We start from the raw sequence: 16097 nt of genomic DNA, 5'->3' as shown, positions 1-16097 counted from the left end.
AGCTGTTTCGGATTCTCGCGAAGCGGTCGTTTGCAGGGAAAATCCCTAGGGTAGAAGGTCCCTACTTTGAGTGATCTGGACAAATCGCCATCACGAATCGAACGGCGAACTATTTGCCGGGGAAGGCTATTCCAGACGCGCGGATCAGAGCCAGCCGTTCGACTCGGCGATTCTGACGGCTTCCGCGCGCGTCGACGCACCCGTCTTACCCATCGCGGATGACAGATGATTTCGAACTGTCCCGGCAGACAGGAAGAGCGCCCCTGCGATGGCTGCCACGGGTGCGCCGTCGTGAGCGGCGCGCAGTACTTGGGTCTCACGCTCCGTCAGGGGCGACTCGCCGCTGACGAGGCTGTCGGCCGCAAGGGTGGGATCGACGACGCGCAGTCCGGCGTGGACACGCCTGACCGCGTCGGCAAGCTGCCTGGCGGGGGTGTCCTTGACGACGAACCCGCCGGCCCCGGCGTGCAGGGCTTTACGAAGAAATCCGGGACGGCCGAACGTGGTGACGATCAGAACCCGGGTGTCGGGCGCTGCCTCGCGAAGGGCCGCCGTCGCGGCGATTCCGTCCATGCCGGGCATCTCGACGTCCAGAAGCGCGACGTCCGGGCGGTGTTCGAGAACGGCGGACACCACCTCGTCGCCGCGACCGACCTCGGCCACCACGGACAGGTCGGATTCCAGATCGAGCAGCGCGGCCAAAGCTCCTCGCACGAGCGCCTGATCGTCCGCCAAGAGCAGCCGTATGGTTGCTCGATCGCCCTGGCTGTTCACTCTGTCTCCTGTTCGACTACCTGAAGTGCAAACCCCTGCGGCTGGGGATGAGTGATGACCACTCGTGCGCCCGACGCTCCGGCGCGCTCGCGCAATCCGATCAGACCGTTTCCGGAAGACGTCGACTCGGCCCCTCGTCCGTCGTCGACGACCGACGCACTATTCTCGTCGACCGTGATCCGGCAGTGGGTCGCACCGCTGTGTCGAACGACGTTGGTGACGCCCTCACGGATCGTCCATGCAAAGAGTTCCCGAAGACGCGTGGGAACCATGTCGGTGCTGCTCGGCACGTCGTCTTCGATACCTGCCGCACGCAAAGCCTCTCGCGCTCGGGCTATCTCGACGGGTAGCGAAATCCCACGAAATCCTTCGACGGCCGAGCGCACGTCTGCCAACGCGTCACGAGAAAGTCTTTCGAGGTCGTCGAGTTCGCTGCGTGCACGTTCGATATCGACATCGAGTAGGCGATTGGCCAGTTCGGCTTTGATCGTGATGACGGTCAGCGAGTGCCCGAGGATGTCGTGCAGATCGCGCGCCATCCTCGTTCGCTCCTCCATGATTGCCCGCTGCTCCTGCTCTTCGCGTTCATGGAGTATGGCGAAGTTGCGGCTGATCAGGGACATGATTCCCCAGGTCGCGAACGCGGCCGCGCAGACTCCGAGTGAGAGTCCGGAGTAGTTCCCCCATCCGGACGAGAGGCTGACTATCTCCACGGAGGCCGCGAACACCAAGGCGAGAATGCCGCCGGCGACGGTCGGCAACAGTGTCACCGCTGTCACCGCGAGGTACGGTGCTGCTGCCAAACCTGTCGGCCCGACGCTCACGATCATCACGGCGGCCAACGCGGTCAAGGCGGCCAAAGCCAGTGCAGCTTCGCGAATCGTCGGCCGAGTCATTGTCATTCGACGCCGCTGCTGCGTTGTGGCGAACGTGTAGAGATAGAGCGCACTGAAGGCGACCGTCGCGAGAATCCCTGTCCAGCCGCGCAGTTCGTCGCGCAGATTCCATCCCTCGATCAGCGGCCCGCCGAGAAATACCATCCAGACCGCCGCGAAGAGAACGCCGAAACGATTCCGCCGCGGGAGCGCGACGGAATCTTCTCGGTCAGTCGTTTGCGACAACTACACACGCTCCGTATCTCGTTGGAACCGCCAGATCGCTCCGCCGGCGAAGATGGCGAACCACACCAGGATATTGACGATCCAGGTCCAGTGAATGCTATTGCCCGTCAACGGTGCGTGGGCGAGGGCGTTGATGCCGAACATCGGGGTGAACTGTGCGATGGTCGCCCATACGGAACCGTCGGTGAGTGGTACGAAGAGTCCGCCGCCGAATGCGAGCAGAGCCAGTCCCGGTCCGAGCAACTGCATGACGTTCTCACTGGGGAGTAGGTACCCCATGAACAGGCCGAAGGCCGCGAAGATCGACGATCCCAGCCAGGCGATCAATGCCGTTGTGAACCAGAGTGATCCGTCCATCTGCGCCGAGGTGAACGCGCCGACGACGTAGACCACGAGAATCGAGACGAGACCGAGCAGCATCGCCATGATCAGTTTGACGGCGATGTAGGCGACCGGGGTCAGGGGAGTCAGCCGAAGTTGTCGGCTCCACCCGGACGCTCGTTCGATCGAGACCATCGCGCCGCCGCTGGTGGTGGCCAGCATCGCGCCGTACAGGGCCATGCTGATCATGATGTACGCGGCGACATTGCCGTGCCCGATCCCGTGGTCGTCGTCGCCTTGACCGAGACCGAAGACGAGGAAGAAGACAACCGGCATGACGAGCGTGAAGATCATCGTGCGCCGGTTGCGAGTCAGGCGACGAAATTCCAGTCGCAGTAGCGTCGTGTTGAATCCGCCGAGAGGTACGACGGTTCGCTCGGCTCCGTAGGTATTCGCTTCGGTTGCAGTGGTCATCACTTCTGTCCTTCGGAGTTGTTCGACGTGAGTGCGATGAATGCGTCTTCGAGGCCACGCGAGACGATTTCGAGATCGCGAGCCTGCGTATTGGTCAACAGGAACCGTGCAACGGCATCGGTGTCGCCCGAGTGCACGAGCAGCGACTCACCGCGCACCTCGACGGCGTCGGAGTTCGGTATGGCTCGCAGGAGTTCGTCGGTGATGCCTGGAACAGTCGCGCGCAGGGTGCGCCCGGACGCCATCGCCTTGACCTCGGCGGTGGTCCCGTCTGCGACCACGGTGCCTTGCCTGACCAGGATGATGCGGTCGGCGTAGACATCGGCCTCTTCGAGGTAGTGCGTCGCAAAAAGCACAGTGCGACCGTGATCTGCGTCGGCGCGGATGGCGGACCAAAAGTCCCGACGCCCTTCGACGTCCATACCGGTGGTGGGCTCGTCGAGAATGAGCAATTGCGGGTTCGACAGCAACGCCATCGCAAATCGCAACCGCTGTTGTTGTCCGCCTGAGCATTTGCTGACCAGGCGATCGGAGATGTCGAGGATTCCGGCTCTCCCCAGCACTTCGTCGACCGGACGGGATTGGGAGTACAGGCTGGCGGTCAGCTGCACCGTCTCGGCAACCGTCAGCTCTTTCAGTAGTCCGCCGGTCTGCATGACTGCCGAGACGAGTCCGCGGGCAATCGCCGATCGAGGTGACATTCCGAAGACGCTCACCTCGCCTGACGTCGGCCGGGACAGGCCGAGGATCATGTCGATGGTTGTCGTCTTGCCTGCGCCGTTCGGGCCGAGGAACGCGACGATCTCGCCGGGGCGGATGCTCAGGTCGATACCTTTGACGGCGTCGACGGTTCCGAAACTCTTGCGAAGTCCGGTCAACCGGACGGCGTCGTGTGCCGATCCTTCAGTGAGTGTGTGCAGTGCCTGTGGTGAATGCCGTGCCTGTGTTGAGGTCATACATAGAATCTGCTCGCTTCGAGGTCGTGATCCCTCGTCCGTCCGTCATTCTTCTGCCATGACATTTGTCATCGGGTCGGCCGGTATCTGTTTCGGTGCAACCTGGCCGAGGCGCGCGAGGACCAACCCCGCGATGATTGCTGCGCCACCTACAGCTTGGAGTGCGGTGACGGATTCCCCGACCAGGATCCACGCGGCGACGACCGCGCACAGCACTTCGGTCAGCGCTACCAGAGACCCGATTGTCGGCCCCAGCAGCGTGATCGCGGCGATGCCGGTGAGATAGGCAATGACAGTGCTGACCAGGACCAGGACCACCACCGGCAGCCACACGTTCACCGAATGGTCTGCCACGACGGCGTTCGAGGCCGAGAAATGGAGGGGGAGGACGCCTACGAGTCCGAGCGCGCCGATGACCACTGCACTGACCGTGAGCCCCGATGCCGCGAGCACAACAGGATGGAGATCACCGTCCGCACGTTCGGAAATGACGAAATAGACTGCAAGGCATGCCGCGGCGGCCAGTCCCCAGGCGACTCCGACGGCACTGATCTCTGCCGATCCGAAGACGTCGATCACCACGGCGGCGCCGATCAAGGCCACCGCCGCACCGAGAAGCGTCTGCACGCTCGGACGCGCGCCCTTGGTTATCCACACCCACCCGATGACGATGATCGGTGCAAGGTACTCGAGAAGCAATGCGACGCCGACCGAAAGATGTTGCACGGCATTGAAGAAGCACAGTTGAACGCCCGAGATCGCGAAGACCCCGTACAGCAGTACCGTTCGCGTGTGGGTGCTCACCTGTCGTAGGCGAGGCCATTGGGTGGCTAAGGCGATCACCATCATCACCAGTGCGCCGCCGGCAACGCGCGCGAACACTGCGCCGCCGGGGGACCACCCTGATTCGATGAGAGATTTCGCGAACGGGCCCGATACGCCGAACGTTGCCGCGGACAGCAGAGCGAAGATCAAGCCGTTGCGAGAGTTCACGTCGTCACCCGTCAGGAGTAAAAGCGATTACGATGCTGACATTAGGTTGATACGGCTCAGGAGTCAAAGTGCATTTTGCTGGTGACACGGAATCGGCGCTCGTCTTCGCCGCGTCGTTGGTCAACACGGCCCGCGGCGGGGCCGAACTGCTTCCGGATCCAGAGGAGCTGACACGGTTTCTCGACGCGGATCGCTGGACCGGCAGGCGGGACGGCACACCGGAGGAATTGACGGCGGTTCGTGCGCTGCGTCCACGACTGCGAAAGTTCTGGGAAGCCGCGGGAGTGGACGACGCCGTCGAGGTGGTGAACACACTGCTACTCGAATCGGGCGCGAGGCCGCGGCTCACCAGGCACGATGATCTCGGCTGGCACCTGCACGTCACCGCTGACGATTCGCCACTGGTGGACCGGATGGCCGCAGAAGCGGCGATGGGTGTGCTCGATCTGATCCGAACCGACGAATTCTCGAGGTTGCGATGGTGCGAGGCCCCGGACTGCGAAGCGGTCTTCGTGGATTTGTCGCGCAATCGTTCGAAGCGATACTGCGACACCGGGAACTGTGGGAACAGGGCGCACGTCGCCGCCTATCGTGCCCGTAAATCCGGGGCGTGACCAAGCGGCGTTCGGAGGGATAGAACCAGGCTGAGTGAATACCTTGTCGGGAGCCAGGATCGGTCTAGCGTTGTGAATTCGGAACAGATTTCGCGAAGCCAGGAGGATGGTCGGTGGCCGATCGTAGGCGTCCACTCAAGACGGTGACCGGTGTCAGCGGGGCGGTGAGTATCTACGACGCCGCGATCGATCCGACGACGTCGACGGTCGCGTCCGCGATCGACGTCGCAAAGACGGCCGAGGCGAACAAGATCGACGGACTGTTTGCCGCCGACCTGCTGAGTTTCGGTGCGCAGGGCGCGATCGGTGCGCAGGAGCCGTTGATCTTCCTTGCCGCGCTGAGTGCGGTCACCACCCATGTGGGGCTCATCGCCACCGTCACGACGACGTTTCATCACCCATTCAACCTGGCACGGTTGTTCGGCACCCTGGACCACGTCAGCAATGGTCGAGCCGCATGGAATGCCGTCACTTCCTCACTCGGAGAAGAGAACTACAGCGACCTGGACCTGCCGAGTCCGGAGGAGCGGTACGCCCGAGCGGCCGAATCGCTCGAGGTGGTCAACGCGCTCTTCGACAGCTGGAAGCCCGGCGCCTTGATCCGGGGAGAGGGCTCTGCGGTGCTAGATCCGTCGAGGGTGGTCCCCATCGAGCACCGAGGCAAGTACTTCACCGTGCAGGGGCCGTTGAACATTCCATCCCTGCCGCAGCGTCGTCCGGTCCAATTCCAGGCAGGCCAATCTGCCGGAGGTATCGAACTGGGTGCTCGCTTCGCCGAGGTCGTATTCACTTCTCTCGCAACCTTCGAGGACGCGGTCACCTACACGAAGACGATCCGCGCCAGGGCGGCAGAGTTGGGGCGTGGGGACGAACTGCCACTGATTTTCAGCTCGTTCCACGCAACGTACGGCGCTACCGAAGCCGAAGTCGAACGATTGGTCAGAGAAGCCGAGGAATCGACGGACTTCGACGCCGGACGCACCAGGCTTGCCGACATGTTCGGCGGTGACGTGGATTTCTCGGAATTGCCGCTGGATCGGCCGATCCCGGAGTCGTTGTTGCCGGACCCGTCGTCGGTGAATCGACGACGGGGCCGGGTCGAGATCTTCGGCAAGCTCGCATCACAAGGAAAGACTCTGCGTGAGTTGATCATCGCGTCCAAGGACACCGGCCACTGGGCAGCGGCGGGCACCCCGGAACAGCTCGCGGACGCGATCGAGGAACGATACGACGCGGGCGTACTCGACGTCATCACGCTCGGTGACCTTGCCGATCCGCGTACACGCGATTTCGTCACGAACGGGCTGCTGCCGGAGCTGCGCAAGCGCGGAATCGTGGGATCCGACTACGTCGGCGGTACCTTTCGCGAAAACCTCGAGTTGCCACCGCTGCCAACGGTTTCCGGTGTCTAGTTGTTGGAAGCGAGTGAGCGCATGAAGAACATGAGGTTGGCCGGTCTTTCCGCGAGGCGACGCATGAAGTAGCCGTACCACTGGCTGCCGTAGGGAACGTAGACCCGCAGGTGATTGCCTTCGGCTACCAATCTGCGTTGTTCGCCGTCGCGGATGCCGAAGAGCATCTGGAACTCGAAATCCGCGGCTGTCCGCTCGGTCAGTGTGGCGAGTCCGAGGGCGGCGTCGATCATGGTGGGATCGTGGGAGGCCACCATCGGGTATCCGTCACCTTCCATCAAGACCTTCAGGCAACGCACGTACGACGCGTCGACTTCGGCGGCCTTTTGGAACGCGACGCCGGCCGGTTCCTTGTATGCACCCTTGCACAGCCGAATTCGTGAACCTGATCCGGAGAAGTGCCGGCAGTCGGCCTCGGTGCGGTGTAGATACGCCTGCAGGACCGTGCCGAGCGTCGGGAAGTCGCGGCGCAACTCTTCGACGATGGACAGTGTCGAGTCGGTGGTGGTGTGATCCTCCGCATCGACGGTGACCCACGCGCCCACTTCGTCTGCCGCTGTGACGATTCGGTGAGCGTTGGCCAGGGCGATCTTCTCGCCGTCACCGGGAAGTGACTGCCCCAACGCGGAGAGCTTGAGCGAAACCTCCAGGGAGTGTTGCGTCCCGGCAATCTCGGAAAGCGTTGCGTACGAGCGGAGAAGGGAGAGATAGGCATCGACGGTAGCTGTTGCCTGAGCCGGATCGGTGGTGTCCTCGCCGAGGTAGTCGACCGTCACGAACCGGCCACTGGTGAGGATGTCGCGCACCGCTGACATCGCTGCGGGTTCCGCGTCCCCGGCGACGAACCTGTCTACAAGCTTGCGGGTCAAGGTCATCCCGGAGACTGTCTTCTCCAGTCGCGACGAGCGTGCCGCCGCGAGGAGCACCGGGCGCAGTGGGTTGCTCAGCGAGACGGCACTCATCAACGGTTCTCGCTCTCGGCTGGATCGACGTCCTGGTGGGGGTAACGATGATCGGTGGGAGGAACGAAGGTTTCCTTGACGGTGCGTGTCGACGCCCAACGGAGCAGATTCTGCGGCGAACCGGCCTTGTCGTTGGTACCCGAAGCCCGCGCACCTCCGAAGGGTTGTTGTCCGACAACCGCTCCCGTCGGCTTGTCGTTGACGTAGAAGTTTCCGGCGGCGAACCGCAGGCCATGATGAGCTTGATCGACGGCCGCACGGTCGGTGGCGATCACGGCGCCGGTCAGGGCGTAAGCGGATCCGCTGTCGACGCGCGCGAGGATGTCGGCGTAGGCATTGGGTGCGGAGTCGTCGTAGACGTGAAGCGAAAGGATGGGACCGAAGTACTCGGTGCTGAAGGCTTCGTCGCTCGGGTCGTCACCGAGTAGGACCGTCGGTGAGATGAAGAATCCTTCACGGTCGTCGTAGTCGCCGCCTGCTGCGATGGTGAGGCTGCTGGTCGACTTGGCGCGGACGATCGCGGCGGCGTTTCGGTCGAACGAACGTTGGTCGATGACGGCGCCGCCGAAGTTCGTCAGGTCGGTGACGTCTCCGTACTTCAGCGTCGACACAGTGTCGATGAACGTGTCGCCCATCTTGGCCCACACCGACTTCGGGATGAACGCCCGTGATGCGGCCGAACATTTCTGGCCCTGGTAGTCGAAGGCCCCGCGAATCAATGCCGTCGTGAGTACGTCCGGGTCAGCGGAACTGTGTGCGAGTACAAAATCCTTGCCGCCGGTTTCGCCGACGAGACGCGGATACGTCCGGTAGTTCGAGATGTTGGCTCCGACCTCACGCCACAAACGCTGGAACGTTGCGGTGGATCCGGTGAAGTGGATACCCGCCAGTCGGGGGTCGGCAAGCGCGACCTCGGACACCAAGGGGCCGTCGCCGAGAACAAGATTGATCACCCCGGGCGGGAGGCCGGCAGCTTCGAGTAGTTGCATTGTCAGGTACGCCGCGACGGCCTGCGTGGGTGACGGCTTCCAGATCACGGTGTTGCCCATCAGGGCCGGTGCTGTGGGGAGATTTCCGGCGATGGCGGTGAAATTGAAGGGAGTGATCGCGTAGACGAAACCTTCGAGTGGACGATATTCGACGCGATTCCACACTCCCGGAGCGGAAACGGGTTGGTCGGCGAGTATCTGACGTGCGAACGCGACGTTGAAACGCCAGAAGTCGATCAGTTCGCAGGGCGCGTCGATCTCGGCCTGGTATGCGGTCTTCGACTGGCCGAGCATTGTTGCGGCGGCGATGGTTTCGCGCCACGGGCCGGAAAGTAGATCGGCGGCGCGGAGGAAGACCGCAGCGCGGTCGTCGAACGAGAGGTCGCGCCAGGTCGGGGCGGCGAGTGTAGCGGCGTCGATGGCATCACGAACATCCGAGTGCGTTGCGCCCGCAAACGATCCGATGACCGAGCTGTGACGGTGTGGTTGAACTACGTTCTGTCGCTTACCTTCCGCAGTTCGGTGGATGCCGCCGATGACCTGCCTGATGTCGGTCGGCGATTCGGCCAGTTCGGTCAGTTTCGTACGGAGGCGCGATCGTTCCGGGCTTCCCGGCGCGTAATTGTTCACCGGTTCGTTGGCTGGGTGGGGGACATTGGTAACGGCGTCCATGACGATCCTTCGGCAGACTCAGGAGTGGGCAGTTGTCGTGTCGTGAACCAGTCAAGTCGAAAGACGTCGGCGAGTAATCCGCTGAGCGGCCAAACATCGGTGTCCGTGTTTGTCCGATCGGCTGAACCGTTTTCGCAGGAAAATGCACTATTCTCGAAGTTGAGGCGTTGCGACGGTCCGGAGAGTGGGTGGTACGTGTCTATCCGTGGGGTCAGGCTCGACGCGGTCCTTCGGGCGCTGGGCGGAGCTTTTGTCGAGCTCGTCCTCGCGCCGTCAGGTGATGACGTCTTTGTCGACTCCGTGGTGTTCGCAGAGGTCGGGGACCTCACGCGCCCCAGAACCGCGGCCGTCGAATCCTCTGAGCTCTGGCTCGCTGTCGGTATCGGCGCAGCCGAATTGGCGGCCTGGCTGAACCGCCTCGATCAGAAGGGATCAGCGCCTCGGGCCGTCATGTCGAAGGAGGCCTCGGACACGTCGGTGCGTGCGGCGGCACAGCGCGCCGGGATCGCCTTGATAGCGGTCCATCCGGATGCTCGTTGGGATCGATTGTTCACGACCATCCGGGGCGTGCTCGATCATTCGGTGTCCCGACAGGATTCGGACGACATCGTATTCGGTAGTGACACAGACTTGTTCGAGCTGGCGCAGAACGTCGCCGCAATCACGCGGGGGATGGTCAGCATCGAGGACGAGCATTCCCACGTCTTGGCCTATTCGGCATCGGGAGATGCTGCGGACGAGCTACGTCGGCAATCAATCCTCGGCCGCGAAGGACCTCGCGAATACCTCAGAAAGCTACAGGAGTGGGGCGTCTTCGAGAGCCTGCGGCGAAGCGACGACGTAGTGGAGGTGCCCGCTCACGACGACCTTGCGATCAGGCGACGGTTGGTGGTTCCGATTCGGAGAATATCCGACAATGTCAAGGGGGAGAGCGGTTTCAGCTCTGATCTTCTCGGCACGATCTGGGTGCAGGAAGGCCCGGTTCCCATTGCCGGCGATGCCGACAGCGTGCTCCGCGGTGCCGCGGCCGTTGCTGCTCGGCTGATTTCGCGCATCCGAGACGCGCCGAGTAACGAGGCGATACAGATTCAGCGGTTGCTCGGGGTTCGCGGCGGCGGTGTCGACGTTCCTTCGCTCGCGGCCTCGTTGACCATCCCGATGTCCGGACCGGCGATGGTGGTCGGAGTGGCGAGTATCGGAAACGGTGGGCTGCCGTCTTCGGGCGAACTCGTGTCGTCTTTGCGACTGCACGCCAGCGCCTTTCAGCGTGAATCGCTGGTGAGTGCCGTCGGCACCCGGATCTATGTGCTGTTTCCGCGAACCCAATCCGTGAAATCCACAGTCTCGTGGACCCGCGAAGTTGTCGCGCGTTTGGACAAGGTGTCGCCTTCGGGGCTACGGGCCGCGGTCTCGTCGCCGGTTTCGACGCTTGCGGAGGTGGCCCAGGCTCGGGCCGAAGTGGATCGGGTCTTGGACGGAACGTCGGGGGATGTTCGTGTGACCACCCTCGCGGACTCGCGCACACCGGTGCTGCTGGGCGAAATCATGGACACCATTGCGGCCGACGAGCAACTGCACGATCCGAGAGTCGACGCCCTGGACGTCTACGACAGACGCAACGGGTCGAACATGCGCGAAAGCATCTCCGTTTACCTCGCACATTCGGGCGATGTCCGACGTGCATCCAAGCAGCTTCGGATTCACCCGAACACCCTCAGGTATCGGATCAAGAGGGTCGAGGAGATCACGGATACCGACCTCTCCGAGCCGTCGGCCAGGCTGTTGATGGAGATTCAGTTGGCGGCGTCTGCTCGGGCAGTGAGTTCGCCGAACCTGTCGGACCCCAGCAGTACTCTTCGCGAATGATCGACTCAGCGAAGGTGCCAGGCGCAGCGCGCGCGTATTTCGACGGCGGCGACGTCCGCGGCGTTTTCACCGAAGACGCAGTGGTTCGTGACGACGGCCGGACGTATGTCGGGATCGAAGAAATCGTGGCGTGGAAGTCCGCCGTGTCGACGGCGTTCACCTTCACCCAGAAGATCGAGTCGGTCAACACCCCAGGCTCGGCCGTTGTCGTGTCGGTGAAGGTCGAGGGTGATTTTCCCGGAAGCCCCGTCCAGTTACATCACCATTTCACTCTCGACGGTGATCGGATTTCCGCTCTCACGGTGTGCCCCTGATGCCCACCGCTGACGAACTGCTCGGGAAATCCGTCGTCGCCGATCTGGCAGGCTGTCTAGAGCGAGCCTCCGGTCACACACGCCTCGCCCTCGTTCGGGGTAGTACATCCGAATTCGACGGTATGAGTCTCGGCGAACGTACGCGCGTTGTGCGGGATGCGATGACTGCCGAACTGCCTCAGGATCTTCCGGCCTTCGCCGAGATCATCCGCCGTGCGCTTTCAGAAGAGACCTTCACCGGTTGGATGATCTGGCCGGTGACCGAAGCCGTCGCCGTCACGGCGACACGAAGTGGCTCCGAGTCGGATTTCGACGAGGGAATGGCTCTGCTTGCCGAGTTGACGTCGCGTCTGACGGCCGAATTCGCAATTCGCACATTTCTCGAAACGAACCTTGACCGTTCGCTGGCGATCGCACTCACCTGGACCGGCCATGAAGACGAACACGTCCGGCGCTTGGCGACCGAAGGCACTCGTACTCGTTTGCCCTGGGGAAGGCGAGTGAAAGAATTGACGGCGCGTCCCGAGTCGACAATCGTCATTCTCGACGAGCTGTATCGGGATGATTCGGAATATGTACGACGTTCGGTCGCAAACCATCTCAACGATCTCAGTCGTGCTGACGCTGCGCTCGCAGTATCGACTGCGAAGCGTTGGCTGCAGACACCGGATGCCAACACACTGAAAATCGTCAAACATGCATTGCGGACGTTGATCAAGGCCGGCGATCCAGATGCTCTGTCCCTCTTGGGGTTCTCGCCGCCCACCGACGTCGTGGTCGAGGGGTTCGTCATCGACCGCGAAACAGTTGATGCGGGTGGAGAACTCACCTTCGACTTCGCCGTCACGAACAACGGCAGCGAGTCCGTCACGGTCGTGATCGATTACATCGTCCACCACGTGAAGGCCAACGGGACCACGACGCCCAAGGTCTTCAAACTGACAACACGAACGCTGGAACCCGGGGTGCCGGCCCGTATCGCGAAGAGGCATTCCTTCAAACCGATCAGCACCCGGAAGTACTACGCCGGGGAACATGCCGTCGAGGTGCAGATCAACGGCGTACGCCAGGTGCGAGGTGTATTCCGTTTGGACGTGTGAGGAGATCCGGCCTAGACGCGGAGACCGGCAAATATCGGGATCGGGGCTATGCGGACCGTCGTCCAGATCAACACGAGTGTCAAGATCACAGCCGGTGACCAGCGCAACTGATGCCAGAGCACGACGGGTCTTCCACGGGTGCGGGCGGTCGTCCACGAGACGTACGTGAACGCCAGTGCAAGCAGCATCACGAGGCCAAAGGCATTGAAACGCATCGCTGCACCGAAATCGCCGTGGATGAGGCTGTACACCATCCGAGTGCTACCGCAACCGGGACAATTGACGTTGAACAGCGCTTTGGTCGGACAAACGGGAATGACCCCACCAGGTGTGGTGGGGTCACTCCAGGAGATGAAGGCACACAGCGCAATTGCCGTGAACGCAACTGCCGCTGGCGCCTTCAGTGCGGCGAGTCGTGATATGTCATCGTTCTCGGTGTCACCACAATTCGGTGTCATTGCAGTTCGGTGTTTGGCCGCTAATCAGTGTCGCCGGTCGGCGTCGGCGGTCACAGGGAACTCGATCCGGCAAGGACGACGACAAAAAGGAAGTACAGAACAGCGACGGCAACACCTGCGCCGACTGACCACAAGGCGAACTTCTTGGCATCGTCAGCTGATTTTCGCGCAGCGTCGAACTGACCTTGCGCCCACAAAGTGTTGACCTGGCTTGATTTGACGATCGAGACGATGCCGAGCGGGAGGCAGCAGAACACTGTCACGAGAATCGCCCAGACCAGATTGTTGTCCGGCGGAGGGCCGACCGGTTGTTGCTGGCCGTAGTACGGGTTCTGCGTCATTGGTCACCTAGCGTTCGGAGAAACAGGGCGTTCGGAGAAACACCCTCTGACGTGCGAAGAGCACGGGCAGGTGACAACATAATCCGTTTCCGAGTGAGTCAGTATCGACTGTTCGTATGACAGAGAATCCGGTTGATTTCTGATTCGGAAGGCGATCCCGAAGACGTCAGCGCATGACCTGTACCTGCTCGGCGATGTCAGCGGCCAGGGCCATCGCAGTCAGAGCGAGGCCGTTGTTGAGGTCATATCGCAGATGCCCGACATGGCCGTCCTGGACAGCGCGGACTCGTTTCCACGTGGGCGACTCGGCTTCCACAGCGTCGGGGTTCTGTAGCAAGACGAAGTCGGCCTGGTCGAAGATCGCAAGCTCCTCGAGGCTGTAGAAAGTCGAATCCCTCCGATCCGGTGCGGCATGGGCAGCGTCGGTCAAGACGTTCAAGCCGAGGTCCTGCGCAACCGAGACGGCGAACGTGTTGTTCTGCAGCCAGATCTGACCGCTGTCTGCGCCGGCGATCGCAATCGACTTGCCTTCGAGGAGACCACCGATCTTGGCCCGCGCTTGTGCAAGTTCGGCGTTGTATCGGGCGATGACGCGTTCGGCGACTTCGCGGCGATCGAGAGCCGTGAGCTGCGCGGTCATGGCCTGCTTCCACGACGAGCCCGTCGTGCCCTCGTCGACGACGAGCACCGGTGCGATGTCAGTGCCGAGCAGGCCCTTGTCCTGGTAGTAATTCCACCAGCCTTTCCCGACGACCAAAAGATCGGGGTCGTGGCTCAGTATCGATTCGGCATTCGGTTCGTTGTTCGTCCCACCGAGGCGAGCCGCGCCGGCGGGTACCTGGCGCATGAGTTGAGACTTCGGATCCCAATTGGTCGCGACGATCGGGTACTCGGCAAGTAGTGCAAAATCGAGGGCGCCTCGAGCTTCGAGCACCACGACACGCTTGGGGTCCCGCGGCAGGCGGTAGGCCTGGTCCGCGACGACGATGTCGACCCACTCGTCCGAGGCTTCGGTGCCGCTGGATTCGCTCGAACATGCAGAGAGCGCGCCTAGTGCACCGAGCGCCGCCGCACCGGCCAGGAATCCGCGTCGTGTCAAGGAATCGATCAGACGGGTGAACTCGCCGTCCACATCTCTTGTCGACTGCAAGGGGGTATCGGTCGCAAAAGGGGACACCGTCGGGTGGAAGGTTTCGGTCGATTCGATCACAGGCATGAGAAGGCGCAGCTCCATCTGATGTTCCGGGCATTGGCAGGTGCCTGACCAACGTATTCGAATTCCGTAGCCGGAGCCTTGCTCGAAAGCGCCAATCGCTCAGCGGATTTGGCCATTCGTCACGGACTCGTGCCACGGGACGCTCCCCTCGGATTCGGCTCGTCGTGGAGGGGCGCGCCCATCTGATCCGAACTCGAGGTATCGTGGCCGACATGCAGCGCGTCTATTTCTGGTTTAGCAGGCCGGCCCCGGGTGGGCCTGCCGGCGTAACCACGCGCTGACAACCTCCACCCAAGAGCCGGACTACAGACCGGCTCGCTGGAGTTTCTCTTCATCTCTGGGGTCGGCCTGAGAACAGGAAACCGAAAACCCCATGACTGTCACCATCGACACCACCACAGCTTCGGACAGCCTCGACGATCAGCGCACTGTGAGTATCAGTCCGCTCGTGTCACCGGCGACTGTTCGTGCTCAGCACGCTCCGGACGAGGTCGCCGCCGCCACTGTGCGCACCGGTCGGGCCGACACCATCAACATCCTCAACGGTGACGACGATCGTTTGATCGTCGTAGTCGGTCCGTGCTCTGTGCACGATCCGGAAGCGGCGATGGACTACGCCCGCCGGTTGGCCGCCAAGGCCGACGAACTGCGGGACGATCTGCACATCGTCATGCGCGTCTACTTCGAAAAGCCGCGCACCACACTCGGGTGGAAGGGCCTGCTCAACGACCCCCACCTCGACGGCACGTTCGACATCAACACCGGGCTCGGTATCGGCCGCAAGTTGCTTCTCGACGTGTCGAGCCTGGGCCTGCCAGTCGGCTGCGAGTTCCTTGATCCGATCATGCCTCAGTACATTGCCGACCTGGTCAGCTACGGTGCGATCGGCGCCCGGACCGCCGCCAGTCAGGTTCACCGTCAGCTGTGCAGCGCGCTGTCCATGCCCGTCGGTATCAAGAACTCCACCGAAGGTGACGTGCAGGTAGCCGTCGACGGCACCCGCGCCGCGGCAGCGAGCCACGTGTTCCCCGGAACGGACCTCGACGGCCAGGCTGCCTTGATCCGTACCGCGGGCAACCCCGACTGCCATGTCATTCTTCGTGGCGGTAGCGACGGACCGAACTACGATGCCGAGACAGTCGCGGACACCCTTGCCCGCCTGCGTAAGTCGAACCTGCCCGAGCGCGTGGTCATCGACGCGAGCCACGGTAACAGCAGCAAGGACCATGAGCGTCAGGTCATCGTGCTCGACGACATTGCCCGACGTCTGACCGAGGGCGAGCAGGGAATCGCCGGCGTCATGTTGGAGAGTTTCATCGAGGCCGGCCGTCAGGACCTGACCTTGGGCAAGGCGAACGAGCTCACCTACGGCCAGTCGATCACCGACGCGTGCATCGACTGGTCCACCACCGCAGCGCAGTTGGACCGTCTGGCGCAGGCCGTTGCGGCTCGGAGGGGCTGACGCCCCCGTGGGGCTTTTTTGTGGCGCCAACCACCACAAAAGAAAACCAGGA

Annotated in this window: 16 protein-coding genes; 6 read left to right on the top strand and 10 right to left on the bottom strand. The window is 62.5% G+C overall.

All coding sequences use genetic code 11. The features are described from left to right. Nucleotides 1-144: 144 nt before the first annotated feature. Genes AC1Q6C_RS03270 through AC1Q6C_RS03250 form a run of 5 tightly spaced genes read right to left on the bottom strand, consistent with a single transcriptional unit; the run spans nt 145 to nt 4639 of the window. A complete protein-coding gene (locus AC1Q6C_RS03270; protein WP_003940330.1) occupies nt 145-774 on the bottom strand; it encodes a response regulator transcription factor in 630 nt (209 codons plus the stop codon). Further along, complete coding sequence (locus tag AC1Q6C_RS03265; protein WP_492666369.1) at nt 771-1895, bottom strand: sensor histidine kinase; 1125 nt, start codon at nt 1893-1895, stop codon at nt 771-773. Before AC1Q6C_RS03265 ends, AC1Q6C_RS03270 begins: the two co-directional genes overlap by 4 nt. Continuing rightward, the gene (locus tag AC1Q6C_RS03260; RefSeq protein ID WP_019745005.1) at nt 1896-2690 is read right to left on the bottom strand and encodes an ABC transporter permease; all 795 of its coding nucleotides are present in this window, start codon (nt 2688-2690) and stop codon (nt 1896-1898) included. It lies immediately after the preceding gene. Then, a complete protein-coding gene (locus AC1Q6C_RS03255) occupies nt 2690-3646 on the bottom strand; it encodes an ABC transporter ATP-binding protein (RefSeq protein WP_003940598.1) in 957 nt (318 codons plus the stop codon). Before AC1Q6C_RS03255 ends, AC1Q6C_RS03260 begins: the two co-directional genes overlap by 1 nt. Nucleotides 3647-3691: 45 nt before the next feature. Next, entirely contained in the window at nt 3692-4639 is a 948-nt protein-coding gene (locus tag AC1Q6C_RS03250) for an EamA family transporter (RefSeq protein ID WP_007733593.1), read from the bottom strand. Between the two features lie 68 nt (nt 4640-4707). Here AC1Q6C_RS03250 and AC1Q6C_RS03245 point away from each other — a divergent pair, with 68 nt between their 5' ends. Together AC1Q6C_RS03245 and AC1Q6C_RS03240 are read left to right on the top strand one after the other, a co-directional pair. Next, entirely contained in the window at nt 4708-5253 is a 546-nt protein-coding gene (locus tag AC1Q6C_RS03245) for a CGNR zinc finger domain-containing protein (protein WP_492666368.1), read from the top strand. Between the two features lie 113 nt (nt 5254-5366). After that, on the top strand, nt 5367-6665 hold the full coding sequence (locus AC1Q6C_RS03240; RefSeq protein ID WP_054827157.1) for an NtaA/DmoA family FMN-dependent monooxygenase: 1299 nt from the start codon (nt 5367-5369) through the stop codon (nt 6663-6665). Here the strand turns inward: AC1Q6C_RS03240 and AC1Q6C_RS03235 are convergent. Together AC1Q6C_RS03235 and pruA are read right to left on the bottom strand one after the other, a co-directional pair. Next, a complete protein-coding gene (locus AC1Q6C_RS03235; RefSeq protein ID WP_003940479.1) occupies nt 6662-7627 on the bottom strand; it encodes a proline dehydrogenase family protein in 966 nt (321 codons plus the stop codon). The two genes, AC1Q6C_RS03240 and AC1Q6C_RS03235, sit on opposite strands and share 4 nt — an antisense overlap. Next, nucleotides 7627-9288: an L-glutamate gamma-semialdehyde dehydrogenase gene (gene pruA / locus AC1Q6C_RS03230; RefSeq protein WP_118603278.1), complete on the bottom strand. Its 1662-nt coding sequence runs from the start codon at nt 9286-9288 to the stop codon at nt 7627-7629. Before pruA ends, AC1Q6C_RS03235 begins: the two co-directional genes overlap by 1 nt. A gap of 195 nt (nt 9289-9483) precedes the next feature. On the opposite strand from pruA, the gene AC1Q6C_RS03225 reads away from it, so the two are divergent. From AC1Q6C_RS03225 to AC1Q6C_RS03215, 3 genes are read left to right on the top strand one after another with little or no spacing between them, the layout of a single operon-like run. After that, nucleotides 9484-11154 carry a PucR family transcriptional regulator gene (locus AC1Q6C_RS03225; RefSeq protein WP_218681294.1) on the top strand — a complete coding sequence of 557 codons (1671 nt, stop codon included), beginning with the start codon at nt 9484-9486 and terminating at the stop codon, nt 11152-11154. Next, entirely contained in the window at nt 11151-11468 is a 318-nt protein-coding gene (locus AC1Q6C_RS03220) for a nuclear transport factor 2 family protein (RefSeq protein ID WP_007733586.1), read from the top strand. The genes AC1Q6C_RS03225 and AC1Q6C_RS03220 overlap by 4 nt, the downstream gene beginning before the upstream one ends. Beyond that, on the top strand, nt 11468-12568 hold the full coding sequence (locus AC1Q6C_RS03215) for a DNA alkylation repair protein (RefSeq protein WP_218681295.1): 1101 nt from the start codon (nt 11468-11470) through the stop codon (nt 12566-12568). The genes AC1Q6C_RS03220 and AC1Q6C_RS03215 overlap by 1 nt, the downstream gene beginning before the upstream one ends. An 11-nt stretch (nt 12569-12579) precedes the next feature. Here the strand turns inward: AC1Q6C_RS03215 and AC1Q6C_RS03210 are convergent, their stop codons facing one another. The 3 genes from AC1Q6C_RS03210 to AC1Q6C_RS03200 form a co-directional block, all read right to left on the bottom strand. Then, nucleotides 12580-13026, bottom strand: coding sequence for a DUF2752 domain-containing protein (locus AC1Q6C_RS03210; protein ID WP_003940294.1), 447 nt, complete (start codon nt 13024-13026; stop codon nt 12580-12582). A gap of 50 nt (nt 13027-13076) precedes the next feature. Then, nucleotides 13077-13367, bottom strand: coding sequence for a CD225/dispanin family protein (locus AC1Q6C_RS03205; protein WP_003940575.1), 291 nt, complete (start codon nt 13365-13367; stop codon nt 13077-13079). Nucleotides 13368-13533: 166 nt separating this feature from the next. Next, entirely contained in the window at nt 13534-14583 is a 1050-nt protein-coding gene (locus tag AC1Q6C_RS03200) for an ABC transporter substrate-binding protein (protein WP_230359000.1), read from the bottom strand. A 373-nt stretch (nt 14584-14956) separates the two neighbouring features. Here AC1Q6C_RS03200 and AC1Q6C_RS03195 point away from each other — a divergent pair, with 373 nt between their 5' ends. Next, a complete protein-coding gene (locus AC1Q6C_RS03195; protein ID WP_492666367.1) occupies nt 14957-16045 on the top strand; it encodes a 3-deoxy-7-phosphoheptulonate synthase in 1089 nt (362 codons plus the stop codon). The last annotated feature ends 52 nt before the right edge of the window (nt 16046-16097 follow it).

This window comes from Rhodococcus sp. MT28, from assembly GCF_058792695.1.
The sequence above is the reverse complement of the archived record's forward strand: the minus strand, read 5'-3'. Positions and strand labels throughout refer to the sequence as shown.